The organism is Herbaspirillum sp. 1173 (assembly GCF_031455335.1).
Taxonomy (GTDB): domain Bacteria; phylum Pseudomonadota; class Gammaproteobacteria; order Burkholderiales; family Burkholderiaceae_D; genus Herbaspirillum; species Herbaspirillum huttiense.
This window is the reverse complement of the sequence record NZ_JAVDSP010000001.1, coordinates 491,037-516,164: the sequence shown is the minus strand read 5'-3', so window position 1 is coordinate 516,164 and position 25,128 is coordinate 491,037. Positions and strand designations below refer to the sequence as shown.

The window sequence follows — 25,128 nt, the reverse complement described above, 5'->3', positions numbered from 1 at the left end:
CTCCGGCCCTTCCCTGCGCCTTGGATGATCAGGGTGCGTCGACGTATCCCTTGCGCAGCTTTTCGGCGACCAGTTTTTCCATCTCGCGTTGTGCACGCTCTTCCGATTCATGCGACTTGATCAGGCGCTGACCTTGCGTCCCGGTCCGGCCGTAAGTGACGGTCAGCTCGGCACCCGACCGGCTGATGTTCCAGAACTTGCTGGAACTCCCCTGCACATAGGAAAGCGCACGACTCTCGGCGGCGGCACCGCTCGCAGCGGTCGCTTCGGACAGCTCATCGATGGCAACGTGCGCGGTCGGTGTGGCTGGCGACTCGGCGGGCTGCTCGCCCGGACCGGCGTTCTGCTCCGGCAGCACCGCGTCCTCTCCCTCGGCCAATATCCGTTCGATGCGCTCGATCACCGCAACCGGATCGCGCAGCCAGTCACGTCCCGGCAGGTCCAGCACCTTCCATCCGAAACTGCGCAGGATGGCTGGACGGAAGACGTAGCGCTCCATCGTATCGGTGACCGCCTGCGCGGGATTGTCGAGCAGGATGGCCAGTGCGTAGGTACCGTCCACGCCCTCGATGGCGAGATCGCAGCGGAACTGCGACCGTCCGACCTGCAGCTGGACCCGGTGCCCGCGCTGGCGCAGGGCCTGAGCCAGTGCATCGCGGATGCTGTCTGGCTGCAGCTCGGCGGCAAAGGCCTTGCGCGCCCCCTGGTTGAGCGCGCCCAAGATGGTCTGGGCGTGATCGAAGCGGCCGGTGGCGCTGGCCTGCGCAAATTGCAGGAAGCTACGCAAGGCTGCCGCACCGTCGTTGTGGACGTTGGTGATGGCGTCCGCCTGGATCGAGCTCACCACCGCCATGCGATGGCGTGCCCGGCTGAAGATCACGTTGAGCCGCTTCTCGCCGCCGCGCTGGTTGATCGGGCCGAAGTTCATCAGCATTTTGCCGTTGGGGCCGGGGGCGTAACAGATGCTGAGGATGATGACGTCACGCTCGTCGCCCTGCACGTTTTCGAGGTTCTTGATGAAGAGGCCATTGAACTGGTCGTCGTCCTCGCGCACGTATTCGCGCTCCAGACGGGTGCTGAACTCCGGATCTTCAGACGCCAGCGCCTCCAGTGCCGCTTCAATGGTGCTTTGCTGGGCTTCGGAGAAGGCCACGATGCCCAAGCTCAGGCCGGTCTCGCGATTGAGCATTTCCCGCACGGCCTGGGCGATGTAGCGTGCCTCGGCTTGATTGCTGCGATCGGCGTAGACCCCGTCCTCCAGCCAGTGGAAGCTGACCGGGCTGCCCATGAGCAGGTCGGCGGCCAGCGTGCCGGCATCGTCCTGGTTCGAGCGCGGGCGCGGCAGTTGCTCCAGCGGACGTTCCCGCAGACGGTCCGGAATGGTGACCAGACGGCCATCATAGAAGGCCGCATTGGAGAAGCTGATCAGGGTTTCGTGGCGGCTGCGGTAGTGCCAGGCCAGCAGCGTGGCGGGCAGATTGCGGGCTGCCTGGTTCAGCAGGCTGTCGGAATCCAGATTGATGGCGATGCGCTCCCCATCCTCTTCCACCAGGATCTCGTCTTCCTCGCCGCTGCCGGCCGCCGAGAAGAAACTGGTCGGCGGCAACTGCATCTCGTCGCCCACCACGATCACCTGCTGGGCGCGGCTCAGTGCCGGGATCGCCTCTTCGGTAGGAATCTGGCTGGCCTCGTCGAAGATGACGACGTCGAACAGCGTGCTGCTCAAGGGCAAGGTATCGGATACCGACAGCGGACTCATCAGCCAGATCGGTTTGAGGTCATTGATGACCGCGCCGGTCTCATCATCGGCCAAGTCGCGGATGGAGCGATAGCGCATGCTCTTGCCGAACTCATGTTCCAGTTCGCGGCGGCCGGTGGCGTATTGCTTCTTCAGGGCCTTGCCCTGGGTATCGAGCTGCGTGGCCGAGAGCCCGGAAAGGCGTACATGCTCGCTGAACTGTCCCTGCAAGGTGGCCTTGATCGCCTCGGCATTGATGTCCAGCAAGCTGCGCTGGGCCTGGGCTATCGCGCGGGTCGCCAGCGCCAGGTCGGTGCCGCTGAAGCGTTCCAGCACCGGATGGGCGCGCCCCAGGCGACGCCAGGCCTCATCCGCCACCAGAGCTTCCAGCGCCAGCGGATCGGCATGCACGCCAAGTACCGTCGTAGCGTAGGTGGCGTCAGCGTCATGGACCGCCTGCAACAGCGGCAGCAGGTCCGGCAAATCTTCCAGGGCTTCGCGCAGATCGCGGAACAGCTCGCCTGTCTGTTCCAGATTCCGTTGATCCGGAGCCGAAAGCGTCGAATCGACCAGTGCTGCCAGCGCCTGCACATCGTCATGCGCACCCGCCAGACCCATCACCAGCGCAGCCGGATCCCCGGCGCGGCGCAGATGATCGACCAGCGCTTGCAGACCGGCCGGCGTGTTCATGCGGTTCCTGAGCGTTTCCAGGGTCTGCAGGAACTGCTGCATGTCACTGGCCCCATAACGTCGACGCGCCTCTTCCTCCGTCGCAGCCAGCCGTGACAGCGCCTCGTGTTCGGCCTTCAGTTGCGTCAGGACGGTGGCATAGCCGGGGTGCAAAGCATGCTGGCTGAAATCGTAGCGACGCTTGAGTTCTCCGCGCAGACGCCACCAGGCAGGCTTGAACCAGCGCGAGAAGGATGATTCCATCTGGCCGGCCAGCCGCAGCGCGGTCTCGGTATCATCCGCCCGCAGCTTGTCGCGCCAGTGGCCGGTGACCGACTGGGCTGCCGTCACGGCTTGCTGGCCTTGTGCCATCGCTTCGCACCATTGCGACAAGGCCGCCTGGCCAGGTGAAGCAGGATCCAGCAGATCCAGATGGCGCGCCAGGCCGCTGTCGACCAGGCGCTTGCTTTCGGTAACGACCTGCTGCGCGGCCTTCAAAGGGGTGTCGGCGACGATCGGACTTTGGCTGCTTTCCAGCAAAGACGTCAGACGCCCGAGGATGGCATCGACCGCATCACAGCGACGCTCCAGTTCCGCCACCACCCCTTGCTGGCGCAAGACCGTGGCAGAGAGCGTGGCAAAGGGATGGGTGGCCGGCACACTGGTGCCAAAACGTTCCTGCATGACGCCCTGCAAGCGCCGGGTCAGCTCGCGCTGCCCGTCCCACAGCGTCCACGCGCACAAAGCTTCACGTACCGCTGCACCCACGTCCAGTGGCGGCGGCAGCTCGGCCAGCCGCCGCAACAGGCTGCGCACGCTCAGGCCGACACTCTCCGGCACCATTGCCATGGCTTGTTCGAACTGGTCGATGTGCCGCTGCTGATCCTGCAAGCCTGCCGCCACGCCGGCGCGCCGGGCGCGCAAGCGCTCACCCTCAGGCGGCTGGGCGATCCACTGCTCATAGCATTGCTTCAGATCGGCGATGAAGGCCTTCTTGTCGGCCTGTGAGTCGTGGATCAGGCAGCACAGCTGCGCCAGCCCGCTCTGCTTGAGACGGTGGAACACCACATCCAGCGCCGCCCGTTTCTCGCAGACGAACAGCACCCGCTTACCCTGCCCGGCATAATCGGCAATCAGGTTGGTGATGGTCTGCGATTTGCCCGTGCCGGGCGGCCCCTGGATGATGAAACTGCGCTGCGTGCGCGCCAGTTGCACGGCGGCGTTCTGGGTCGCATCCGAGGACACCACGTTCCATTGCTCGGAGGGGGCCAGCGGTGCCGGCGGGCTGGTATCGAGCTCGCGTGGCTGGATCGAGAAGATACGGTCAAAGGCCGGATTGCCGTTGGCGTCCTCCAGCAGCTGGGCATAGTCGCGCACCAGCGACATTTTCCTGTAGTTGAAATTGGCCAGCGTTACCTGGGTAAGATCCAGATCCCAGGCGTAACGATGCCCGCTGGATTCCTCCAGAACATAGCCGGCCCGCTCTTCCTGCTGCTCGCTGACGGCCGCTTCGCTGGTGGCCACCATCTGCGGGCGGCGCAGCGTGGCACCGGCCTCAAAGCGCTGCGGCAGCTCGCTGGGACGCACATAGTGCTCGAACAGCGCCTTGCCCAGCGGACGATAGTCATCACGGGCATAACTGTAAGGCGGAAGCCATGACGTGGCCCGGCTGCGCTGCGCACCGCCACCCGGGCGGCGGCGCGTGTATTGCTGCATGCGTTGCATGGCCTTCTGCCGCACCAGCCGCACCGAGGCCTTGTCGACCAGACGTAACTCCACCGCCGGTTCGGACTGGTGGATCTTGTTGCGCAAGTCCTCGTGGATCTGCTGCAGGGAGGTCTTGGCCAGGTCGATGGTTTCAGGCAGCGCGATGTCGTACAGCTGGGACAGGCAGTGGCGCAGCACCGGATTGAATTCGGCTTCGGAAGTACTGCACTGGATGAGGTACTGATCCCGCACGCCCTTGCGCTTGACCAGCTCCACCGGCAGCCACAGCAGCGGCGAGACGATACGCTCATCAGGCGCTTCCTTGAGGTTGTGCCAGCGCAGGAAAGCCACCACCAGCCGCAGGTTGCTGAAGCCGAACTCGGCACGGTCGTGGCGTGTCTCGGAAATCAGCTTGTCCAGCGTGGCGGGCAGATAGAGCTGGTCATCGAAGCGCAGCCAGTTCTGCAGGGAAATCGGCTTGCCCGCCACCAGTTGTTCGGCGAAAGGGTCGCCCCAGGTACAAATCTGTTCCGGCTTGATGCTGTCGACGTTGAGCATCAGGGGTACGCTGGCCACCGTCAGGTTGACGTTGGCACTGGTGGGGCGGAAATACAGCAGCCGGTTGCGGCGGGACAGGTCGAACAGGCGATCCCGCAGGTGCGACAGCACGGCGATGCGGCGCGGGGCCACCCCATCCTTGCCCGCCAGCGCCCGTTCCACATCCAGCGCCACCGGCTGGTCGCGCCAGGTACGCAGGCGCAGCGCCAACGCAGCCACATCGGTGGCGCGATCATGGCGGTTCAGTTCGGTCATCTCGACGATGACGCTGGCGATGATGGGAGACAGCTTGTCGTGCAGCTCAAACAGATTGTGACGGTGCTGCACGAAGAGGCGCAGGTCGTCCTGCTCGGCCAGGTCCAGCCCGCAGGCCAGCCCGCCAAGCAGCATGCCGAGCTGGAACACATCGGTGATTTCATCATGATGGCCCAGCGCGATTTCCCAGCTCTTCGGACCGCTCAGGTAGACCGGCCGCGTCATCCGCGCGGATTCGTCCTCGAGCAAGGCCAGATCGTGCTGGGTGCGCAGGCCGTCGGAGTGATGATCAAGCTGCAGCGCACCCACGATGGACAGGCCCGAAGACAGATGCGGTTGCAAAGCATGGACGGCATCGATATTCATCTGCGGGGCTTGACCCGCCGGATGCCGCAGGGACAGTCCGCCTTGCTGATCCACCAGCAGCGTCTCTTCGCTCAGTGCGGCGACCCGGCCCTGTGCATGCAGTTCTGCGACCTGCGCAAAGAGCGGCAGCATCAGCACCAGCAGGTCATCGTTGGAGAGCAGCTTGCCGGCTTGCGCATCGATCAGCTCGCGCAGGCTGGCCGATGCGGCCGGGGAGGATGGGTGTTCACTCATGCTGCGGCCTCCTTGGCCAGTTGTCGCTTGTATCGGTCCAGTTCGCGCTTGCCGAAGCCAGCCTCGCGTTTGAGCAGTTGATGCAGATGGTCCAGCGTCGCCAATGCTTGCGCGATCACGCCGGCACGCAGCAGGACCGGTTCCTGCTGGTCCGGATCGGCCAGGGCCAGATCGAGCATCAAGGCCGTCAGGTAATGGCGCACGGGTTCATCGGCGTGTTCCGGGGCAAAGGCTTGCGGTGTGACGGCGGGTTCATCCTGGTGCCAGTCGGGGAACATCAGCTTTATCTGCGCCTTCACCGTCTCGCTCAGGAGCTCCGTCCCGACAAAGAAGTGCGCCAGGAATCCGCGGGTCATGCCTTGCAGCCGGTGCTGGCCAGGCAGGTCCAGGCCGCGCAGCGCCAGCGGCCCCTGCAGACGCTGCTGCAGCCACGGGCCGAGTTCTTCGCTGCCTTCCCACCAAAGCTGCAGGGCGCGGGCGCGCATGAATACTTCCGGATGACTGGCCGCCTCACTGGCACCGGTCTGCTGCGCATCGACCTCGGCCGCCTGCCGCAGATAGGCGGCCGCATCGACCTGGCGGATGCCGGTATTGAGCTTGACCAGCGAGGAAATCGCGGGGTCCGGCGAGCCGCAGGCGATGGCCGCACCGCGATCAGCGAACAGTTCGGTATGCAGCGCGTAGCGACGCCAGGTTTCGCTGAAGGAGGCGGCGGCACCCGGAGCCGCGCTGGCATCGGAGAGGATGCGTTCGGCATGCAGGAACGCCCCCTCCTCCTGCGACCAGAGCACGTAATGCGCAAGTTCATGCCCGAAGACGGCCAGCATTTCCTGTTCGGACAGGCGCGCCAGCAGGTCGCCCTGCACGATCAGGTGAACCTCACCGGGCACGAACACCAGCGAGGCATTCATCTCCGTCCCGGCCGACTGGTACAGGGTGGCCGGTACCTCCACGTTCAGGCCCAGGCGCTGCCGCGCCAAGTCCAGTGTGGCGTGAATCTCGGGATGGGCCGCTTGGTCGATGCGGTAAGTGTTGCGCAACAGTGCCGTGCGCAAGGATTCGCGCTGCTCTGCATGGCTGGTCCGGGCGGCCGCCCAGCGCCAGACTTCGGGCTCGTGCGTGCGCAGATGGTCGATGACGGCGAGGTGATAATCAAGCGGAGTCAGCCCCCTGAGCTCCTGCGTCGTGGGATTCATGCAAGCCCTGTCGTTCGTAAATTTTTGTGACGATTCTACAGGGAAACACCAACATGCTGCATACCCACACATGCTGGGCGTTTTATAAGCATGCTTGCGTCAGGATCTTAAAATCGCGCGCGACGCGGCTCGCGGGCATCTGCCCACAAGGCAGTCCGCCAGCACCGGTGGGAGCAAGGTTGCGCTATTCCCAAACCGAATTCTCTAACACGCTCAGTGCCTGAAACTTAGGTTTGGCAAACCAGTACCCCTGCATCAGGTCGATCCCCAGCGCCGCCAGGTGATCGCGTTCGGCACGGGTCTCCACGCCCTCGGCCAGGATCTCGATATCCAGTTCCTTGCAGATGGCGGCGATGCCGGCCACGATGGCCTGGCGCGGCTTGTCGGTGTCGATGTTGCGGACCAGGTCCATGTCGATCTTGATCAGATCGGGCTGGTATTCGGCCAGCAGGTTCAGGCCCGCGTAACCGGCCCCGAAATCGTCAATGGCGGTGCGGAAACCGAAGCGGCTGTATTCCCGGAAGATGTTCACCAGGTGCGGGCGGTCGACCACGCGCTCCCCTTCGGTTACCTCGAAGATGATGCGCTCGATCGGGAAGTCATGCTTGCGCGCGGCCTTGAAGGTGCTCTGGATGCAGACCTCCGGGCGATACACCGCATTGGGCAGGAAATTGATCGACAGGTACTGCGTCATGCCCAGCCGTGCCGCGCCTTCCACCGCCTTGGTACGGCAAGCCTGGTCGAAACGATAGACGTTGCTGTCGTTGACCTGCTCCAGCACCGTGTACGCGGGCTCGCCCTGCGGCCCGCGCACCAATGCTTCATAGGCGTACACCGAGCGCGTGGACAGGCGCACGATGGGCTGATAGGCATATTCAAACTCGATGTCCAGCTTACCGTCGTCCGAGCAGCCCTCGCAGGAGCGACGCGCGGCGTCCTCTCCCGGGCTGGCATTGGAGTCTGGAATGATGGGGATCATGCTTTCTCCGGCAAATCATTAGTTGCAAAACGGCATCTATGCTACCGCATCTTGCCAACGATACCAGAAGTTTCACAAGCCGATTGACTTCCATCCCTCGCGCCGCCACTGCTCCAGGCCTGCCTCTCCGAAACGCCACAGGTGCAGCCAGCCATGTTCCAGCAGCTGACGCACGATGGCGTGACGGCCGACGACGGCATCGATGGCCTCGGCCGGCGCATCGATCACGACGGTCAGGCGCAGCGGTTCATGCACCCACTGCTGGCCATCATGCAGCGACTGGCGCGACAGGCCGATGCGCAGATCGCCGCCATTGCCTTCGAACACACCGATGGTGCCCCCGACCACATTGTGCAAGAGCTTGTTGCCGCTGCCCAGGCGCTGCGGATCGCTGGTGGAGGCGTGATATTGCCAGTTGATCCAGTGCGTCACCAGCATGGGCGCGGTCATCAGCAGTTCCAGCACGCTGCCGTCCTGATCCTCGCTGGCCTCGTAGTCGTGCAGGAAGCAGCGGCCACCCAGGTCCAGTCCACGGCTGCGTGAACGCGGGGCGATCAGGAAGGCGGCATTGCCGGTCAGACCCCATTCAGGACGCGTCTCGGCACCGTCGTTGGCGCGGCGGCGCAGTTGCTTCAGCAAGGCCGGCGCGGCCTGGGCCGGCTCCATCCCCAGGCGCAGCGCACGCTCGCGGCGGACACGGTCACCGGCCTCGGCCAGCGCCGGCTGCTGGGCTTGCCAGCGCGCGCGGGCCGCTGCCGGCATCAGGTCGAGATCGAAAGCTTCGATTTCGTCGGTCGTGGTGTTGTGCAGGACGGCCAGGAAGTGGCTGTCTTCGGGGATGAAGATCTGCCGGTCCAGCAGGCCGCGGCGCACCTCCTGTTCGTTGAGCAACTGGGCCAGCGTGCGCGCGTTGACTTCGCCGGTCTGGCCGCAGCAGGCGCCACAGTCCAGCGCTGCCGCATGCGCGTTGTTGGCGGACTGGCTGCCATGGCCGGCCAGCAGCACCAGCGGGGCCACCTGGCGATCCAGGCCCATGGCGTGCAGCACGCGGGCGGCCAGTGCCACCTTGTCTTCCAGCGCGACGCCGACCAGTAGCGGCCGGCACACTTCGCGATAGCGCGCCGGCAACCCGGCCAGGTCATCGCGCGCACGTTCGGCCTGGCCAGGCTGCAGCCATTTCCAGAGACCGCCCAGTGCTGTCACGCCCGCCACCTCGACGAAGGAAAACGCCGACCCCGGCCAGCGCGTATTGCCCTGCCACTGTTCCTTGAGGGCCAGCGACTTGCGCCGCGCCCGTGCCACGGCACCGGCCAGTACGCCGTCACCGGTGGCCGCTCCAGCAGGTGCCACCACGTCCTGCACCTGATAGGCCGGTGCCAGCAAGCCCGGCAACTGCGGACGGCTGGCCTCGGTGGCCAACGGCGTGTAGGCCACCGGCAGGCCGAAGAAGCCCGCGAAGCCCATCGTCTGCATGCCGGGATGGACCGCTTCCAGCGCCCGCCGTAGCGGTTCGCTGCGTACATCGATGCAGAATGCGGCTTGCACCTCGACCTGCGGCGCTGCATTGGCCGACTGTTGCAGCAAGGCTGCCGCCAGCTTGCGCTGGTAGCCGGCCTCCAGTGCGACCTGCCAGAGTTCATCGACCAGCAGGTCCTGACGCACTTGTTCCAGACGCTCCTGCGAGCGTGCCCAGGCCTGTTGCACCGTGTGGAAGGCGTGGCTGGCGGCTTCGTCATCCTTGCACTCCAACAGCAAGGCACCCCAGGCCATGCGGATGGCCAGCAATTCACGCAGGTGTTCATCACTGCCGCCTGCGAGTTTGGCCTCCCAGCCCAGATAGGCACACCACGAGGCCCAGCCATTGACGGTCAGCAGGACCGATTCAAGATAATCGGCCCAGACCTCGGGCGGCAGGTCCATGCGCCGCATCACCCAGCGTTCGGCCTCGCGCGCGCAGGCCGGCAGCGCCCGGACGCCATCGGCAATGTGCGGCAGGCCCATCAGCAGGCCGATGCCGTGGTCGTGTTCCAGCGTCTCGCGCCAGAAGGCATACAGGCCCATGCCGCGTTCAGGCTGCCAGTCGGCCTGGTGCTGGTCGAAGTAGGCGGCACAGGTCTGGCTGACCTGGTGCGTGATGGCCTGCCGCCAGGAGAGCCGGGTGTGGCGCTGGGGATCGTTGTCCAGCACGTCGATCAGCAGCGGCAGCCTTGGCGCCGGGCCGGTGGCGGCCAGTACCGACAGACAGTGGGCAACGTCGAAACCGCGTTCCTGGGCCTCGATCGAGTGTGCCAGGGCGTATTCCAGATCTGCTTGGGTCACCCGGCCCTGGTCCCAGGCCTGCTGCAGCTGTTCCTTGGGCGGAAAGACCTGGATCCCGCCCAGCAGGGCCATGCGCGCGGCCACCTGGCGTAGCGGCATGCCCACCCGCGACCAGTGCGGATTGACGGCGATGGCGCGATCCAGCGGCCAGGCCGGGGCGATGGCACCGCAGGCATCCTGGCAGGCTTGCTGCAATTGCTGCTCCAGCTCGGCGCTCCACGCAGCGATCGGCGCGGCGGCTGGTCCTTGGCTATCTTGGGCTAATACGTTCATGCTGTTTCTCCGGTGAGACGGGCTCAGCCCTGGCTACGGCCATCGGCGGCGAGATTGTTCACTTGTTGTTCGGCAGCGGCCCGGCGGGCACTGGGAGCCCAGTTCGAGGGCCACAACTGCAGCGCCAGGCGGGTATAGGCTTCATCGAGGTAGAAGCCGGCGTAGCTGCGGCGTCGCCAGGCGGCCATGGACTGCGGTGCCAGTTGCAGCAAGCCCATGCAGACATACAGGGCCAGCATCGCCAGCAAGGCCGTCACGCCGAACACGGCACGCGGGTAATCGTTGACGTGCAGCGGCAGCAGGTGGGCCACCAGGGCCGCGAGGGTCAGGCCGGCCGCACCCAGCAGGCCCAGCAGCCAGCCGCGCAGGCCGCCACTGCCCTTGGCCGTGGAGCGCCACAGCAGCGGTGCCCAGGCCAGCCCGAGGATGCCGCTCCACCACCATGGCCAGGCCGCATGCGGGCTCAGGCTGTGCAGACCCAGCACCAGGGCGATGCTGACCATCGGGGCGAGGATCACGCTCCAGGCCGACGGCAGCGCCGGGCTGTGCAAGGCCGACAGGCGGGTCTCCCGCACCACCGAGGAGGCCGACAGGAAGGCGTGTGCCTTGTACAGCGAGTGGCCGATCAGGTGCAGCGCGGCGAACAGGTACAGTCCGGCGGCGCACTCCAGCAGCATGAAGCCCATCTGCGCCACGGTCGACCAGGCCAGTTTGACCTTGATGCTGATGCGGGTCAGCATCACCAGCCCGGCCAGCAGCACGGTACCGGCGCTGACGATGAGCAGCACGGCGCGCGCCGCGACGGCCTGCTCCAGCAAGGGGGCAAACCGCACCAGCACGAAGCCGCCCAGATTCACCACGCCGGCATGCAGCAGCGCCGAGACCGGGGTCGGCGCTTCCATCACCTGAATCAGCCAGCCGTGTACCGGCAGCAGCGCAGTCCGCAGAATCACCGCAAGCGTCAGGCACAGTGCACTGACCTGCAGGCTGGTGCTCATGCCGTGCTGGCTCAGGTAGGCCCACAAGTCCGAGAAGGAGCCGCTGCCCACGGTCGTCCAGGCCAGCGCGGCCGCCGCGATCAGCAGGCAGTCGGCGATGCGGTCGGCGATGCTTTTCTTGTACGAAGCCAGACGGGCAAAGGGACGTTCCGGATAGAAGCACAGCAGGCGTTGCAGGGCCAGGCCCACGACGGCCCAGGCGGCGATCAGCACCACCCAGTGATCGGCCAGCAACAGCAGGTGGACGGCAGTCAGTACCAGCGCGAGCGCCGCGGCATACTGGCGCTGGCCGGCTTCACCCTGCAGGTAGCGCGCCGAAAAACTGCCGATCACGGTGCCCAGTCCCTGTACCAGCAGGGCCAGCACCAGGCCCAGCGTGGACGGATGCAGCACGCCCGGCCACGGGGCGCTGTCGCGGGCCATCACCAGGTTGAACAAGGTCAGCAGCAAAGCCAACAGGGAGAGCGACTGGAACAGCGTCCAGACGCGCGGCGGTGCCAGCCGGGACAGACACAGCGCCAGGGCGGCGGCCATCGTCAGCGCGGGCGGTGCCCAGGCGCTGCAGGAAATCAGGGGGATGGTCGTCATGACAAGAACCTCATGCATTGGAATGGCATCATGATGCTTGCCATCGATCGTTCTGTAAATTACATTTATCAGAACAAATTCATTCATAAAATCGAACGATGCGCTTAGAACAGCTTAACTTTCATCATTTGCGTTATTTCTGGCGGGTGGCCAAGCTCGGCCATCTGACACGGGCGGCGGAAGAGCTGCACACCTCGCAATCCGCCGTGTCCGCGCAGATCCGCCAGCTCGAAAAGCAGCTGGAAGAAGATCTCTTCATCCGCGAAGGCCGCCGCCTGACGTTGACCGATACCGGGCAATTGGTGTTCACCTATGCCGACAATATCTTTGGACTGAGCCAGGAGCTGCTGGGCCGGCTGGAGGGCCGCTCGGCCGGGGTGACGCGCCTGCGAGTGGGTAGCGTGGCCACACTGTCGCGTAACTATCAGGAAAACTGGATCCGTCCCATGCTCTCTGACCCCTCGGTCTCCCTGACGCTGGAGTCGGGCTTGCTGGAAGGGCTGCTGGAGCGGCTGATGCAGCATCAGCTTGATGTGGTGCTGGCCAATGAGACCGTGCCCTCCGACCCGGATCGGCCCCTGCACTGCCGCTTCCTGGGCAGCCAGGCGGTCTCGGTGGTCGGTCCGGCGCACCGCTGGGAGGCACGCAGCCTGCGCATTCCGCAAGACCTGGAAGGCGTCGACATGGCCCTGCCCGGCCCGCGTCACGCCCTGCGCATGCAATTTGACGCGCTGTGCATCTCCAACGACGTGCGCCCGCGCATGCGTGCCGAGGTGGACGACATGGCCATGCTGCGCCTGATCGCGCGCGACAGCGGCTGGCTCACCGTACTGCCGGAAGTGGTGGTGCAGGACGAACTGCGCAATGGTGCCCTGGTCGTGGCCGGCCAGACGAGCGAGCTGGTGGAAAGCTTCTATGCGATCACCACGCCGCATCATCACTACGATGAACTGCTGGACCGGCTGCTGGCGGGCGGTCCCTTCCCTTCTTGATCTTCGAGGAAGATTGTTTCAGCCGCACGCCGGTTACCGGTCAGAAATAAATGCTACTCCTTGGTAGAATGCAAGAAGATTTGCGCAAATATATGTACGCTAATGCCAATATTGCCAACGTGGTAATGGCGTACACTTGGGCAACTCAGGGGGCAAGTGTTGTCGAGCTTGCTGCTTCACGACAAGAAACCCGGCGGGCACGATGAGGAAGGCACTTTTCAGGTATCGCGACGAGCTGGTCAGGATAGAGCTCAAGTGTCCGGGCGACGTCGGCACCGGCTGGACCTGGGATCTCTATATCAATGGCGAACTGCAATTCTGTGGTGAAGATGCCCCGTTTGCGTTCGCTGAAGAGGCGATGGCGGCCGCCAAGCAGGCCAGCCGCCACCTGATCGACCTGCTGCACGCCTCCCCCTGAGCAGCGCAGCGCGCTTGCCACAGCTGTTTCAGCGAATCACCCATCGTTTCACACCCTCCTCTTGCTTCGCTTCCGGTTCAGAAAGCCTTGCCATCTTCATGTCGCGCATTTATTATATGACTTAATATATTATTAAATTGAATAGTGTTCACCATGACCAGCCCCAGCTCGCTACAAGCCGACCAGATGCGCCGCGCCGCCGGCCAGGCGGTGGCCGCGTTGAAGGTACTCGCCAATGAAGACCGGCTGTTGCTGATGTGCCAGCTATCGCAGGCTGAAATGTGCGTCAGCGAGCTGGAGGAAGCACTCGATATCCGCCAGCCCACACTGTCCCAGCAACTTGGCGTGCTGCGCAACGAAGGGGTGGTCAGTACGCGGCGCGAGGGCAAGCGGGTGTACTACCGTGTCGCCGATCCCAAGCTGCTTGAGATGCTGGGACTGATGTACCAACTTTATTGCCCCAAGGAATGAGCATGGACATTGCGTGGAATGCCTTCACCCCCGTCGCCTCGCTGGCCGGTGGCCTGCTGATCGGAGCGGCCGCCAGCGTGCTGGTGCTCTGCAATGGACGCATTGCCGGCATCAGCGGCATCGTCGCCGGGCTGCTGCCTCCCTCGGCATCGGATCGCGCCTGGCGCGCCCTCTTCGTTCTCGGCTTGCTTCTCGCGCCGCTGCTGGCGTCACTGGCAAGCGCCCTGCCCGCGCCGCGCATCGATGCCGGCTATGCGGCCATCGTACTCGCAGGCCTGCTGGTCGGCGTGGGGACCCGTTACGGTGCCGGCTGCACCAGTGGTCACGGCGTCTGCGGCTTGTCGCGCCTGTCGCCACGCTCGGCGGTGGCAACGGCGTGCTTCATGGCGGCCGGATTCCTGAGTGTCTATCTGCTGCGCCACATGCTGGGGTTGCAAGGAGTACTGCCATGAGGCTCCTGCGCAGCCTCGCCGCGCTGGCTGCTGGCTTGCTGTTCGGCTTAGGCCTGATCGTCTCGGGCATGGCCGATCCGGCCAAGGTATTGGGCTTTCTGGATCTGGCTGGCCAGTGGGATCCGTCGCTGGCCCTGGTGATGGGCGGGGCCATCGCCATCGGGCTGCCGGCCTTTACGCTGGCACGCAAGCGTCAGCGGACACTGCTGGGCGAACCGATGCAATTGCCCACGGCGCGCACCATCGACCGCCGGCTGGTGCTGGGCAGCCTGCTCTTCGGCATCGGCTGGGGCATTGCCGGCATCTGTCCGGGACCGGCATTGGTCTTGCTAGGCATGGCATCGGGCAAGGGCCTGGCCTTCGTGCTGGCCATGGTGGCCGGCATGCTGCTGTTCCGCTGGAATGAGCGGTTTTGGGCGAAATGAATGTTGCTGCACGCAGGGTGTCCTTACAGGGGGCCTCTCGCCGTAATCTGCCCGTTTGAATGTGAAGAAAAAACACCAGGATCACCCATGGACAATCTGCATATCGAAGGTCATTTCGACACCATCACCAGCACCGTCAGCTACCTCGTGCTGGACCGCGCCACCTTGCACTGTGCGCTGGTGGACAGCGTGCTGGACTACGACCCCAAGTCCGGCCGCACCTCCACCCGCAGCGCCGATCATCTGATCGCCCGTGTGCAGGCACTCGGTGCGACGGTGCAATGGATACTGGAAACGCATGCGCATGCCGACCATCTCTCCGCCGCGCCCTACCTGAAGCAGAAGCTGGGTGGCCGCATCGCCATCGGCGAGCACATCCGCCAGGTGCAGCAGGTCTTTGGCAAGCTCTTCAACGCCGGCACCGAATTCGAGCACGACGGCAGCCAGTTCGATCATCTCTTCACCGATGGCGAAATCTTCCGGATCGGCCAGTTGCAGGCGCGCGTGATGCACACGCCTGGCCATACGCCGGCTTGTGTCACCTATGTAGTGGAAGAAGGCGGACAGAGCGCCGCCTTCGTCGGTGACACGCTGTTCATGCCCGACTATGGGACGGCGCGTTGTGACTTTCCGGGCGGAGATGCGCGGCAGCTGTTCCGTTCAATCAATGCGGTGCTGTCGCTGCCGCCGCAGACACGCCTCTTCATGTGCCACGATTACCAGCCGGGGGGCCGCGAACTGCGCTTCGAGACCACCGTGGCGGAAGAACGCCAGCACAACATTCACGTTCGCGAAGGGATCAGCGAAGAGGCATTCGTGGCCATGCGCAGCGCGCGTGATGCCACGCTGGACATGCCGGTGCTGCTGCTGCCTTCGGTACAGGTCAACATGCGCGCCGGACAGATGCCGCCAGCGGAAGGCAATGGTGTGCGTTATCTGAAGATCCCGCTCAACGCGGTGTGAGCAAGGTCAGCTGTGTCCGGCGGACTGGAACAGTCCCAGCAGCGCGAGGCCGCCGATCAGTGCCAGGATGAGGATGCCGGCCACGATGGCGATGGCGGCTTTGGGCTTGCGATCAGCCATGATGAGATCTCCCTTGATGCATGGATGTAATGGGGTCTGCGGACGGATCGCTCAAAATTCAGAATGAAGACTCATCCGCAAGCGTTCACCCTAGCAAGCGGAGTCGGGCAACGGCATCAGCGCCAGCCTGGAAATGGCCTTCCGAAAGCCTGTCATCCTCGTGGGACAAACGGCGGTCAAGCTGCGCCATCCGTTCGCCATCAAATACGAATTGCCCTCATTTTCGCTAATTGTCGTAGCCTTTGCCGCAGCACAGCCCTAGAATCTGCGCCATTCCGCAACCCTGTATATGAACAGAAGTGTCATGGCCAAATTCCATCTCGAACATCACAAGGTCGACGCCATCTCCTGGCTACGCGCCGCCGTCCTGGGTGCCAACGACGGCATCGTCTCCACTGCCAGCCTGCTGGTGGGCGTGGTGGCGGCCAATGCCACGCATGAGAACGTGCTGCTGACCGGCGTCGCCGGCCTGGTCGCGGGCGCCATGTCGATGGCGACCGGCGAATATGTCTCCGTGCACTCACAAGCGGACAGTGAACACGCCGCCCTGAGCCAGGAGCGCGAAGAACTGGCCACGGATCCGGAAGGCGAACATCGCGAACTGATGGGCATCTACATGCGCCGGGGACTGAGTCAGGAGACCGCGCATCAGGTCGCCACCCAATTGATGGCCCACGATGCCCTCGATGCGCATGCGCGCGATGAACTGGGCATTTCCGAAACCACGGCAGCGCGGCCGGTCCAAGCGGCCATCGTCTCGGCCCTGAGCTTTGCCGTCGGTGCGGCCTTGCCACTGGCGGTGGTGCTGCTGGCACCGGTCGCCAGCCTGTTGCCGGCCATCGTGATCGCCGCCCTGCTGTCGCTGGCAGTACTGGGTGCGGTCGCGGCCAAAACCGGTGGTGCCAACTTGTGGAAGGGAGCCTTGCGGGTGAGTTTGTGGAGCTCGCTGGCCATGGGGTGTACGGCGGCGATCGGGTCTTTCTTCGGCGCGGCCGTCTAGCCATCAAAGCCAACCCAGCCATTGCCCCCAAATCAGTTGGCCGAGATAGCGTGACGGCAGCAACGTGAAGGCCCCCGCCACCAGGCAAGCACCGATGTAGACCCGCTGCATGGTGCGCCGATGCAGCGCGATATCACCACGCATCACCGCCGCGAGTCCGCGGTAGAGCAGGAAGGCCGTAGCTGGCACCAGCAGATGCAACGGCGTATAGCCCGCGATGTTGGGCAGGTCATGCGAACGGATGAAGAGCGCCGAAAGGACAGTAACGGCCATGCAGCTGAACCAGGCATAGCCCAGGGCGCGGTGCCATCGTGGCCGCACCGTGCGGCCGAGCCGGGCCCAGAAGGCGAAGGGTCCAATGACGACCGCAGCGAGTGCGACGCTCAAATGGAGTGCGATGAGAGGTGTGAGGGACATGGCAGGCTTTCAGCGAATCGGTGGAGCGATTCTGCTGAGGCTGCTGGCAGGACGATAGCGGGATGCGACGAAATGCAGATGGGATGCCGCAGAGTGCAGCGGCAAGGCGAATTAGTGTCGTCAAGGCCGCCCAAGTCCGATCAACACTTGCCGCAATTCCCCGACCACCTGCGCGAGGGATGGGCCGTCCTCAGCGGTGGTGGCGGAGCGAGCACGTAGGGATCGGAAAACACGACGCACCACTCGGGCACCCGATCCCGCCGCCGGAGGTAGCCCCGCTGTCGCATCACCCGCTGCGGTCCGAACTCTCCTCCCCCACCAGCTCCCTGACCCTGCGCGCCAGGACATCGGCCGCAAACGGCTTGGTCAAGACCTGCATCCCGCGTTCAAGATGACCATGATTGAGCACCGCATTCTCGGCATAGCCGGTCACGAACAGCACCGGCAATTCGGGCCGCGGTGCGCGGATGGCATCGGCCAGCTGGCGGCCGTTCATGCCATTGGGAAGCCCGACGTCGGTGACCAGCAAATCCAGCTCGGGATAAGCGGCCAATACGCGCAAGGCCGAGGGACCATCTTCCGCCTCCAGCACGCTGTAGCCCAGATCGCTCAGGACCTCCACCGTCACCATGCGCACCAGCGGTTCGTCATCGACCACCAGAATGGTCTTGCTGCCAGGCGCTGCCGCCGCAGAACCGTCGTCCGGCAACGGCAGGTCCTCTTCCCCGGCTTCGCCCAGGTGGCGCGGCAGGTAGATGCAGAGCGTCGCGCCCTGACCCAGTTCTGAATAAATGCGCACCGCACCGCCCGACTGGCCGGCAAAACCATACACCATGGACAGCCCCAGCCCCGTGCCCTGCCCGGTCGGCTTGGTGGTGAAGAAAGGATCAAAGGCGCGCGCCACCACATCCGGCGACATGCCGGTGCCGGTATCGCTCACGCACAGCGACACGTACTGGCCCGGCGGCACACCGCGCTGCATGGCGGCAATGTCGTCCAGCCAGCGGTTGGCGGTTTCAATGGTCAGCCGCCCGCCGTGCGGCATGGCGTCGCGGGCATTGATGCACAGATTGAGCAAGGCGTTTTCCAGCTGACCGACGTCCACGAAGGTGTTCCACAAGCCACCGGCCGCGATGGTTTCCACCGTGATCGCCGGGCCCACGCTGCGGCCGATCAGTTCGTGCATGTCGGCCACGATGCGGTTCAGGTCGGCCGATTTCGGATCCAGCGTCTGCCGGCGCGAGAAGGCCAGCAGCCGCTGCGTCAATGAAGCCGCACGCTTGACGGCAGATTGCGCGCCATTGAGGTGGCGCTCGATGTCCGAGATGCGGCCCTGGGCCAGCCGCACTTTCATCAGTTCCAGGCTACCGCTGATGCCGGCCAGGATGTTGTTGAAGTCATGTGCCAGGCCGCCGGTGAGCTGGCCCACCGCTTCCATCTTCTGCGCCTGGCGCAGGGCTTCCTCGGCTTCGAGCAAGGCGTTGGTACGCTCCTGCACGCGCTGTTCCAGCGTGTCGTTGAGGGCGCGCAGCGCAGCCAGTGCGCGATCGCGTTCGGCTTCGACGGCGCGCCGCCCTTCGATGTCGATCAGCACACCGGGGAAGGTGCTGGCATGGCCGTCCGAGGTCAACTCCACGCGGCCATTGGCTTCCAGCCAGTAGTAGCGGCCGTCACGGCGGCGCGTGCGGTATTGGTGGGCATAGGCACCGCCACGCGCCAGGGCTTCGCGGATGCGGGTGGAAAGCAGCTCGCGGTCGTCCGGGTGTACGGACTGCATGAGGTCTTCCAGCTTCAGGCCAACCAGGCCCTTCTCAGGGGGGACGCCGAAGGCAGCCGCGAAACCGTCATCCACGCTGAACCGGTCGGAGGGGATGTCCCAGATCCAGGTGCCGATGATGGCCCCGGCCTCCATGGCCAGCTGCACGCGCTGGACGTTCTCGCGCAGAGCGGCTTCGGTACGGCGGCGCGCGGTAATGTCGCGAAACAGCACCGAGACCTGGCGCATCTCCACTGGCCCGACGCGCGTGGCCGACACTTCGATGTGCCGGCCCACGGCCTGGAATTCCTGTTCGAAACGCAGCGGCTGGCCGGTCAGCAGGACCTGGCCATAGACATCCAGCCAGACCTGGGCATTGTCCGGCTCGATCTCGCGCAGGCGTTTGCCGACAATGCCCTCGATGCCGGTATGCCGGTAATAGCCCGAATTGGCTTCGATGTGGACGTAGTCACTGAGCGGTCCGTGCGGACCATCGATGAATTCGATGATGCAGAAACCGTCATCGATCGCCTCCAGCAAGGCGTGCCGATACGCTCTGCTCAAAGGAGAATTGCTTTCCATTGCCGTTGCCGCTTGCTGATCCAAGATTACGCCCTTCCTCGTCGCACTGTTCTGATTGAGCGTCCTCCGCCACCACGCTTGCGTCGTTACGGTAGAGCTTGTCGGCATAGTAATGGAATCCCTGACCCTGCGGCCAGTTTCCCGGACAAATCCCCCCCGCCATGACAGTCCATGTGGCCGCCCTTACAATGGCAGCCCGCTGCTGGTTGGCGCGCTCTTTCTTGTTGATTGGCTTTTATGACTACCGCTTCCTCCAAAACGCTCCCGTCCTCGCAAAATATTCCTGCCCGGCTGGATCACGTGGTCCTCAATACCCACTACCAGATCGATCGTGCCCACGCGCAACTGCATGCGCTCGGTTTTACGCTGACACCGCGCGGCCATCATACGTTGGGCTCGGTGAACCATCTGGTCATGTTCGAAGGCGGTTACCTGGAGCTGATCGGCCAGCCCCGGGAGAGCGAAAAAGTCCGCCAGGAAATCCTCGACAGTCCGCTCGGCCTCGATGGCCTGGTCTATGCCGTCGATGACGTCCCCGCCTGCCACGACGCCTGGCTGGCGCTGGGGCTGGCCGTGCAACCGGTGCAGCACTTCTCGCGGCCGGTGGAAGTGGACGGGGTGGCCATCGATGCGCGCTTCTCCACGGTCCGCCTGATTCCCGGCCAGTTCGCCGCCGGACGCGTCTATGCCTGCCATCACTTCACGCCCGAACTGGTCTGGCGTCCGCAGTGGATGGCCCACGCCAATGGTGCGCGCGGTGTTGCCAGCATGGTCGTGGTGGATCGCGATCCTCAGGCGACCCGCCTTTCCTATGCACGGCTGGGCCAGTGGGAAGATGGCTTCCAGCTGGAGTTCCTGGATGCTCCTGCCCTCGCTTCACGTCTCGACACGTTGGCCGAGCATGCTCCCTCGCGACCGGCGGCCTTTGCCATGCTACGTTTCTTCGGGGCGGACCGGGCCATTGTCGCCGCGGGCGCGCGCTCCCTCGGATTGCCGTTGCAGCAGGATGCGCAACGGGTGCTGGTGGCCCTGCCTGATTTTGACGCCGTCTTCGAATTCACCGACTGAAACGCAATACCATCATGAGGGTGCCGCAGCGGCATGCGGCGCGCAGTCGTCGGGAATCTTCTGTCCCGGCGTAATCAATGGAATCACTGCGGCCACCGGCGCCACCAGCGCCAGCGCAGCGGCCGCACCAGCCCGCGCGGCCAGTGCACCCTTGCTGGCACCGATGTCCGGTTTTGCGAACGTGCCACGTACATACAAGGGCGTACGCAGCGACAGGATGCGAACCTGCTTGGTGCGAGGGACCACGTCCAGCGAGAGGGTTTCCTTGGCCAGATCAACCTGGCCGCTGATGTCGATGGCGGCATCCTCGGTATTGAGAATGCCATGACGCACCTGCGCCAGTCCGTCCTTGATGCCAACATCGGCGGCACCACACAGCAGCTTGACCTGCTGGTCCCGATACAGCTTGGCGAACACTGCATTGGCCAGGTTCAGGCCGGCCGCCTCCAGAATGAATTGACTGATGGTGCCCTGGCTGAGGTCCGCCTTGATTTCGCCATTGGCATGGGCCAGCATGGCTGCGACCGAATTGCCGCTACCAGTCAGCGTGGCGCGGCCATCGACCTTGCCGAAGCTGGCATCGATGCGGGCCAGACGCGGGAACAGTTCACGCACCTGCACACCCTGCACTTGCAGTTGCAGCTTCGCGCCGATATCGGCCTGGCGTCCGTCCAGGCGGATCTCTCCTTCTCCCTTGCCACCGGCCAGTGCAAAGCGCAGTGGCGCGGCGGTCAGCACCTGGTCTTGCAGGCGCAGCGTGGTGCTGGCGTCCTGCAAGGCGATGTCCGGATGCAACTGCAAGCGTTTTGCATGCAAGGCGATCTCGGCATCCAGCTTGGCCCAGCGCTGTGGTTTGGCGGGCTGATCGGGAAGAACGCGGGAGTCGGTCTTGTCCGGATGCGCGCCGGATTTTTTCCCTGCATCGGGAACGTAGTCGGACAGGCGCAGCAGGCCCGCCTCCGCCGTCACGCGCAAGCGATTCTTGGGGGGGCCGCGGTAGTACTGTGCATCGCCGGAGAAATCACTGTCACCGACCTTGGCGGTGAAGTGCGCATAGTGCCAGTCCCAGGCGCGGGTCTCGGTATCGAGGCGGGTGATGCTGAGCTGACCTTGGGTCGTGAAGGGCCGCGTGGCGGGAAGCGGGACACCGCTGGCGGCGTAAAGCCGGTCGAGGCTGTCGCCGCTGAGTTGCAACTGCAGTTCGGCACGGGTCAATTGATGAGGATTGATGAGTTTGCCCGATAACGCCGTATGGACTTCGCCAACCTCACCTTCGGCCTGCAAGGGATAAATACTGTCTTCATTGAGGAGATCGGGCAAGGCTCCGCCGCGCAGATTGCCCTGAATGCTGGCATCTCCAAAGCGCCCGGTGATCGCGGCCTGCAACACCATGGCCGATGGATTGGCAGGGCCGACACTGGCAGCGCCTTCTGCCTGGCGTACCTCGGCGGCCTGGTTAGCCGAACTGACCAGCGGTCGAACATCGAAGTGCAGATCCATGTTCAGCGGCTGGTCGACATAACGGATCTGTGCGCGCTCGAAGACGATCTGATGAATGTCGAAACTCCAGCGTGAACGTGGCTGGTCGGAAAAGCGCCAGCTCTTGCGACGCTCATCGGCGCGTTCCATGACCAGGTCCAGGCCTTCGACGCGCAGGTCGGTAATGTGCCAATGCCAGCGCAGCAGCGGCAAGGGAGAAAAGTGCAGATCCAGCGTGCGGGCGCGCAGCAGGTGGTCGGCACTGCGGGCCCAATCGGGATTGCCGATGTGCAGTTCGCGTGCAGTGAAATGCAGTTGGGGGAGCCAGGGGCTGCTGCCGTCCTTGTGCGCAGGAGCCAGCGACCACCCCAGCGTGATGGGGCCATCGACACGAATCTCGCGCGCCAGCACAGCAGAGAGCTGGCGCGTGATCCAGGGCTTGGCCAGGTTCCAGTCGAACAGGGCAACGGCCAGCGCGAGCGTGGCCATCAATGCGACCAGCGTCAGGGCCACCCAGGTCAGGAACCTGAAACCCCGCCTCATCATGATAGTGATTGCCGTCTCCCCGCCCTCTCGCATGTTTCCCCTTCCTCCCTGGCCGCTGGCCATCGATTGATCTGCGTTCTGCAAACGCAACAGTATCAGCTGGCGGACGCGCCAAGGCTATAGGAGGCTGCGCCACCTGCTTGTCAGAGTAGCGGCAGCGCGGAGGGCAGCACCGTCAGGAACCGCTCAGAAGGTTTCCCAGAGGTCTTCGTCAGCGCGCGCTGCGGACTTGCTCGCGGGTGTGGACGCCGGGACCGCCACGGCAGGCGCACGGAGAACCGGGACGGCCGCTGCCTTCGGGGCCACAACTGGCGGCCGGACCGGCGGCCGGACGGGTGCTGCCGGCTTGGCAGGCGCTGCCACGGTCACCTGCGGGCCTTGCGCCAGCTTGAAGATGCTGATCGCGGTGGCCAGGTTGGCGGCCTGGTCCTGCAGAGCTCCCGCAGCGGCAGCGGCCTGTTCGACCAAGGCAGCATTTTGCTGGGTGCTTTCATCCATCTGGCCCACTGCCCGGTTGATTTCCTCAATCCCGGTACTCTGCTCGACACTGGCGGCCGAAATCTCGCCGACGATGTCGGTAACGCTGCGCACGCTGCTGACCACCTGCTCCATGGTGTGGCCGGCTTCGGCCACCAGCAGGCTGCCGCCCTCCACCTTGGCGACGGAATCGCTGATAAGGCCCTTGATTTCCTTGGCTGCGGCCGCCGAACGCTGCGCCAGCGAGCGCACTTCAGAAGCCACCACCGCAAAGCCGCGGCCCTGCTCGCCCGCGCGCGCCGCTTCCACGGCAGCGTTCAGGGCGAGGATGTTGGTCTGGAAGGCGATACCGTCGATGACACCGATGATGTCGACGATCTTGCGCGAAGACTGGTTGATTTCTTCCATCGTGGTGACCACGCGGCCGACGATTTCACCGCCTTGCAAGGCCACCTCGGAGGCCGTGGCAGCCAGCTGGTTGGCTTGGCGGGCATTGTCAGCGTTCTGGCGCACGGTGGAAGTCATCTCTTCCATGGCCGAGGCAGTTTCTTCCAGCGAACCGGCTTGCTGCTCGGTGCGCGACGACAGGTCCATGTTGCCGCTGGCGATTTCTCCCGAGGCGGTGGCAATCGAGTCGGTACTGCGACGCACACCGGAGACGATGTCGACCAGGTTGTCGTTCATCTTGCGCAGGGCCGCCATCAGTTGGCCCGTCTCATCTCTGGAATGCGGTTCGATGCGCGTGGTCAGGTCACCGGCAGCGACGTTCTCGGCCACGCGGACGGCCTCGTTGAGCGGCTTGACGATGGAACGTACCATCAAATACCCCAGCAGGATCGCGGCCAGCACGGCGACCGCCGAGCAAGCCAGGGTGACCTGGATCGCCAGCGCACCGTCAGCGACGGCCTGCGCACCTTCAGCACGCAGCTGGCTGTCCTGGGAATCGGCGAAGGCGGTGGCGAGGGAAAGATAGGCGTTCTGGCTGTCGGTAATCTTGCGCAGGACGAATTCGTCGGCGGCATCGCCCTGGCCTGCCCGGATCAACGCCAGGAACTGCGCCCGGCTGGTCTCGAAGAGCTGGCGCGCATCATCCAGCGCCTTGGCCTTCTTCTGGCCTACTGCAGTCACCTGGCGCGCCGTGATCTTGTCCAAGGCTTCCTTGCTGGCGCGGACCGCAACGTCCAGCTGGCCGATGCGCTTTTCATTGGCGGCCGGATTGCCGATATCGATGGCCATGCCACGCAGGTACTTGATCTGCTCATTGACGCCGTCACGCAGGTCGAATGCCCAGCGCACCTTCAGGTAGCGGTCATTGACGATCTGGTCGATCGCACGATTGATGTTGTTGATCTTGATGAAGGCGGTGATGCTCACCACGGCCAGCAAGGCCACGATGAAAGCAAACACGATCGCCAGGCGCGCGCCGACCTTGAGATTCCCGAAATATCCAAACATGCTGGTTCCCTATGCTGTTCATTTATTGTCTGTCTCTTCCAGTCCTCGAAGATCCAGCTTCTTGTTATCGAACAGGGAAACAAGCTCCTCTGTATTTTTATTCTGGAGCCCGCATGATGCGCCAAGGCAACCCATCGTACAACCGTTGCGCGACACTATTTCAGCAAGTGTCGCAAAGTCATCACACAACTAGATGTATAAATGTGTTTGTTTGTAAATCTCTTGCTCAGAACACCACGCCAGCGCCGAGGATGATATTGGCGTAAGGGGTGCATTCCCCGGTGCGGATGTAGGCCTTGGCAGCGGCGGTTGCCTGCTTGAAGGCCTCATGCGAGAGGGTACGCGCTTGCGGCAGGTCCAGCGCCGCAATCTGTGCAGCCAAGGCAGGGCTGACGGTCTGCATTTCATCGGCCACGACGTGGAATTCCACCTGCAATTCCGTGAGCACCGTCTTGAGTACCGTCATGAAGTCCGGCACGCCGCGGGTCACCGCCAGATCGATCACGGGGACACCTGCGGGGGCAGGCAAACCGACGTCCCCGATGACCAGCGTATCGCCATGCCCCATGGTAGCGATGACCTGGGAAATGGCAGCGTTGAGCAGAGCAGTCTTTTTCATGGCAATCA

General features: G+C 64.2%; 18 protein-coding genes. 8 read left to right on the top strand and 10 right to left on the bottom strand.

All coding sequences use genetic code 11. The annotated features are described in order from the left end of the window. Positions 1 to 28 precede the first annotated feature (28 nt). The 5 genes from J2X56_RS02370 to J2X56_RS02350 form a co-directional block, all read right to left on the bottom strand. Entirely contained in the window at positions 29 to 5,527 is a 5,499-nt protein-coding gene (locus tag J2X56_RS02370) for an AAA domain-containing protein (protein WP_209568969.1), read from the bottom strand. Then, complete coding sequence (locus J2X56_RS02365) at positions 5,524 to 6,723, bottom strand: M48 family metalloprotease (RefSeq protein WP_310157976.1); 1,200 nt, start codon at positions 6,721 to 6,723, stop codon at positions 5,524 to 5,526. Before J2X56_RS02365 ends, J2X56_RS02370 begins: the two co-directional genes overlap by 4 nt. 184 nt (positions 6,724 to 6,907) lie before the next feature. Then, positions 6,908 to 7,702, bottom strand: a complete 795-nt coding sequence (locus tag J2X56_RS02360; RefSeq protein ID WP_121040218.1) for an EAL domain-containing protein — start codon at positions 7,700 to 7,702, stop codon at positions 6,908 to 6,910. A 72-nt stretch (positions 7,703 to 7,774) separates the two neighbouring features. Beyond that, positions 7,775 to 10,294: a DUF2309 domain-containing protein gene (locus tag J2X56_RS02355; protein ID WP_310157971.1), complete on the bottom strand. Its 2,520-nt coding sequence runs from the start codon at positions 10,292 to 10,294 to the stop codon at positions 7,775 to 7,777. A 23-nt stretch (positions 10,295 to 10,317) separates the two neighbouring features. Continuing rightward, positions 10,318 to 11,880, bottom strand: a complete 1,563-nt coding sequence (locus J2X56_RS02350; RefSeq protein ID WP_209532787.1) for an NADH-quinone oxidoreductase subunit L — start codon at positions 11,878 to 11,880, stop codon at positions 10,318 to 10,320. Positions 11,881 to 11,978: 98 nt separating this feature from the next. Between J2X56_RS02350 and J2X56_RS02345 the strand changes: the two genes are divergently transcribed. The 7 genes from J2X56_RS02345 to J2X56_RS02315 all read left to right on the top strand — a co-directional run bounded on the left by J2X56_RS02345 (position 11,979) and on the right by J2X56_RS02315 (position 16,721). Then, positions 11,979 to 12,872: a LysR family transcriptional regulator gene (locus J2X56_RS02345; RefSeq protein ID WP_310157967.1), complete on the top strand. Its 894-nt coding sequence runs from the start codon at positions 11,979 to 11,981 to the stop codon at positions 12,870 to 12,872. A gap of 202 nt (positions 12,873 to 13,074) precedes the next feature. Further along, positions 13,075 to 13,290: a hypothetical protein gene (locus J2X56_RS02340; RefSeq protein WP_209568971.1), complete on the top strand. Its 216-nt coding sequence runs from the start codon at positions 13,075 to 13,077 to the stop codon at positions 13,288 to 13,290. Positions 13,291 to 13,443: 153 nt separating this feature from the next. Next, a complete protein-coding gene (locus J2X56_RS02335) occupies positions 13,444 to 13,761 on the top strand; it encodes a helix-turn-helix transcriptional regulator (RefSeq protein ID WP_204725487.1) in 318 nt (105 codons plus the stop codon). A 2-nt stretch (positions 13,762 to 13,763) separates the two neighbouring features. Next, complete coding sequence (locus J2X56_RS02330) at positions 13,764 to 14,213, top strand: YeeE/YedE family protein (protein WP_121040208.1); 450 nt, start codon at positions 13,764 to 13,766, stop codon at positions 14,211 to 14,213. Then, positions 14,210 to 14,638 carry a YeeE/YedE family protein gene (locus J2X56_RS02325; RefSeq protein ID WP_121040206.1) on the top strand — a complete coding sequence of 143 codons (429 nt, stop codon included), beginning with the start codon at positions 14,210 to 14,212 and terminating at the stop codon, positions 14,636 to 14,638. Before J2X56_RS02330 ends, J2X56_RS02325 begins: the two co-directional genes overlap by 4 nt. A gap of 87 nt (positions 14,639 to 14,725) precedes the next feature. Further along, the gene (locus J2X56_RS02320) at positions 14,726 to 15,601 is read left to right on the top strand and encodes an MBL fold metallo-hydrolase (protein ID WP_121040204.1); all 876 of its coding nucleotides are present in this window, start codon (positions 14,726 to 14,728) and stop codon (positions 15,599 to 15,601) included. Between the two features lie 424 nt (positions 15,602 to 16,025). After that, complete coding sequence (locus J2X56_RS02315) at positions 16,026 to 16,721, top strand: VIT family protein (RefSeq protein WP_121040202.1); 696 nt, start codon at positions 16,026 to 16,028, stop codon at positions 16,719 to 16,721. Between the two features lie 3 nt (positions 16,722 to 16,724). Here J2X56_RS02315 and J2X56_RS02310 read toward each other — a convergent pair whose 3' ends face one another. Both J2X56_RS02310 and J2X56_RS02305 read right to left on the bottom strand, forming a co-directional pair. After that, positions 16,725 to 17,138, bottom strand: coding sequence for a DUF2306 domain-containing protein (locus J2X56_RS02310; RefSeq protein ID WP_209568972.1), 414 nt, complete (start codon positions 17,136 to 17,138; stop codon positions 16,725 to 16,727). Positions 17,139 to 17,424: 286 nt separating this feature from the next. Next, positions 17,425 to 19,476 carry a response regulator gene (locus tag J2X56_RS02305; protein ID WP_209568974.1) on the bottom strand — a complete coding sequence of 684 codons (2,052 nt, stop codon included), beginning with the start codon at positions 19,474 to 19,476 and terminating at the stop codon, positions 17,425 to 17,427. A 237-nt stretch (positions 19,477 to 19,713) separates the two neighbouring features. Between J2X56_RS02305 and J2X56_RS02300 the strand changes: the two genes are divergently transcribed. After that, the gene (locus J2X56_RS02300) at positions 19,714 to 20,544 is read left to right on the top strand and encodes a VOC family protein (protein WP_134136287.1); all 831 of its coding nucleotides are present in this window, start codon (positions 19,714 to 19,716) and stop codon (positions 20,542 to 20,544) included. Positions 20,545 to 20,556: 12 nt separating this feature from the next. Here the strand turns inward: J2X56_RS02300 and J2X56_RS02295 are convergent, their stop codons facing one another. The 3 genes from J2X56_RS02295 to rbsD form a co-directional block, all read right to left on the bottom strand. After that, positions 20,557 to 22,569 carry an AsmA family protein gene (locus J2X56_RS02295; protein WP_227022693.1) on the bottom strand — a complete coding sequence of 671 codons (2,013 nt, stop codon included), beginning with the start codon at positions 22,567 to 22,569 and terminating at the stop codon, positions 20,557 to 20,559. Between the two features lie 186 nt (positions 22,570 to 22,755). Next, entirely contained in the window at positions 22,756 to 24,501 is a 1,746-nt protein-coding gene (locus tag J2X56_RS02290) for a methyl-accepting chemotaxis protein (RefSeq protein WP_134136286.1), read from the bottom strand. Positions 24,502 to 24,727: 226 nt separating this feature from the next. Next, positions 24,728 to 25,120, bottom strand: a complete 393-nt coding sequence (gene rbsD / locus J2X56_RS02285) for a D-ribose pyranase (RefSeq protein WP_034341119.1) — start codon at positions 25,118 to 25,120, stop codon at positions 24,728 to 24,730. Positions 25,121 to 25,128: the final 8 nt, after the last annotated feature.

Coding starts and splice junctions, on each gene's coding strand:
- J2X56_RS02370 (WP_209568969.1), bottom strand. CDS start 5,527: ATGAGTGAACACCCATCCTCCCCGGCCGCATCGGCCAGCCTGCGCGAG.
- J2X56_RS02365 (WP_310157976.1), bottom strand. CDS start 6,723: ATGAATCCCACGACGCAGGAGCTCAGGGGGCTGACTCCGCTTGATTAT.
- J2X56_RS02360 (WP_121040218.1), bottom strand. CDS start 7,702: ATGATCCCCATCATTCCAGACTCCAATGCCAGCCCGGGAGAGGACGCC.
- J2X56_RS02355 (WP_310157971.1), bottom strand. CDS start 10,294: ATGAACGTATTAGCCCAAGATAGCCAAGGACCAGCCGCCGCGCCGATC.
- J2X56_RS02350 (WP_209532787.1), bottom strand. CDS start 11,880: ATGACGACCATCCCCCTGATTTCCTGCAGCGCCTGGGCACCGCCCGCG.
- J2X56_RS02345 (WP_310157967.1), top strand. CDS start 11,979: ATGCGCTTAGAACAGCTTAACTTTCATCATTTGCGTTATTTCTGGCGG.
- J2X56_RS02340 (WP_209568971.1), top strand. CDS start 13,075: ATGAGGAAGGCACTTTTCAGGTATCGCGACGAGCTGGTCAGGATAGAG.
- J2X56_RS02335 (WP_204725487.1), top strand. CDS start 13,444: ATGACCAGCCCCAGCTCGCTACAAGCCGACCAGATGCGCCGCGCCGCC.
- J2X56_RS02330 (WP_121040208.1), top strand. CDS start 13,764: ATGGACATTGCGTGGAATGCCTTCACCCCCGTCGCCTCGCTGGCCGGT.
- J2X56_RS02325 (WP_121040206.1), top strand. CDS start 14,210: ATGAGGCTCCTGCGCAGCCTCGCCGCGCTGGCTGCTGGCTTGCTGTTC.
- J2X56_RS02320 (WP_121040204.1), top strand. CDS start 14,726: ATGGACAATCTGCATATCGAAGGTCATTTCGACACCATCACCAGCACC.
- J2X56_RS02315 (WP_121040202.1), top strand. CDS start 16,026: ATGGCCAAATTCCATCTCGAACATCACAAGGTCGACGCCATCTCCTGG.
- J2X56_RS02310 (WP_209568972.1), bottom strand. CDS start 17,138: ATGTCCCTCACACCTCTCATCGCACTCCATTTGAGCGTCGCACTCGCT.
- J2X56_RS02305 (WP_209568974.1), bottom strand. CDS start 19,476: ATGGAAAGCAATTCTCCTTTGAGCAGAGCGTATCGGCACGCCTTGCTG.
- J2X56_RS02300 (WP_134136287.1), top strand. CDS start 19,714: ATGACTACCGCTTCCTCCAAAACGCTCCCGTCCTCGCAAAATATTCCT.
- J2X56_RS02295 (WP_227022693.1), bottom strand. CDS start 22,569: ATGATGAGGCGGGGTTTCAGGTTCCTGACCTGGGTGGCCCTGACGCTG.
- J2X56_RS02290 (WP_134136286.1), bottom strand. CDS start 24,501: ATGTTTGGATATTTCGGGAATCTCAAGGTCGGCGCGCGCCTGGCGATC.
- rbsD (WP_034341119.1), bottom strand. CDS start 25,120: ATGAAAAAGACTGCTCTGCTCAACGCTGCCATTTCCCAGGTCATCGCT.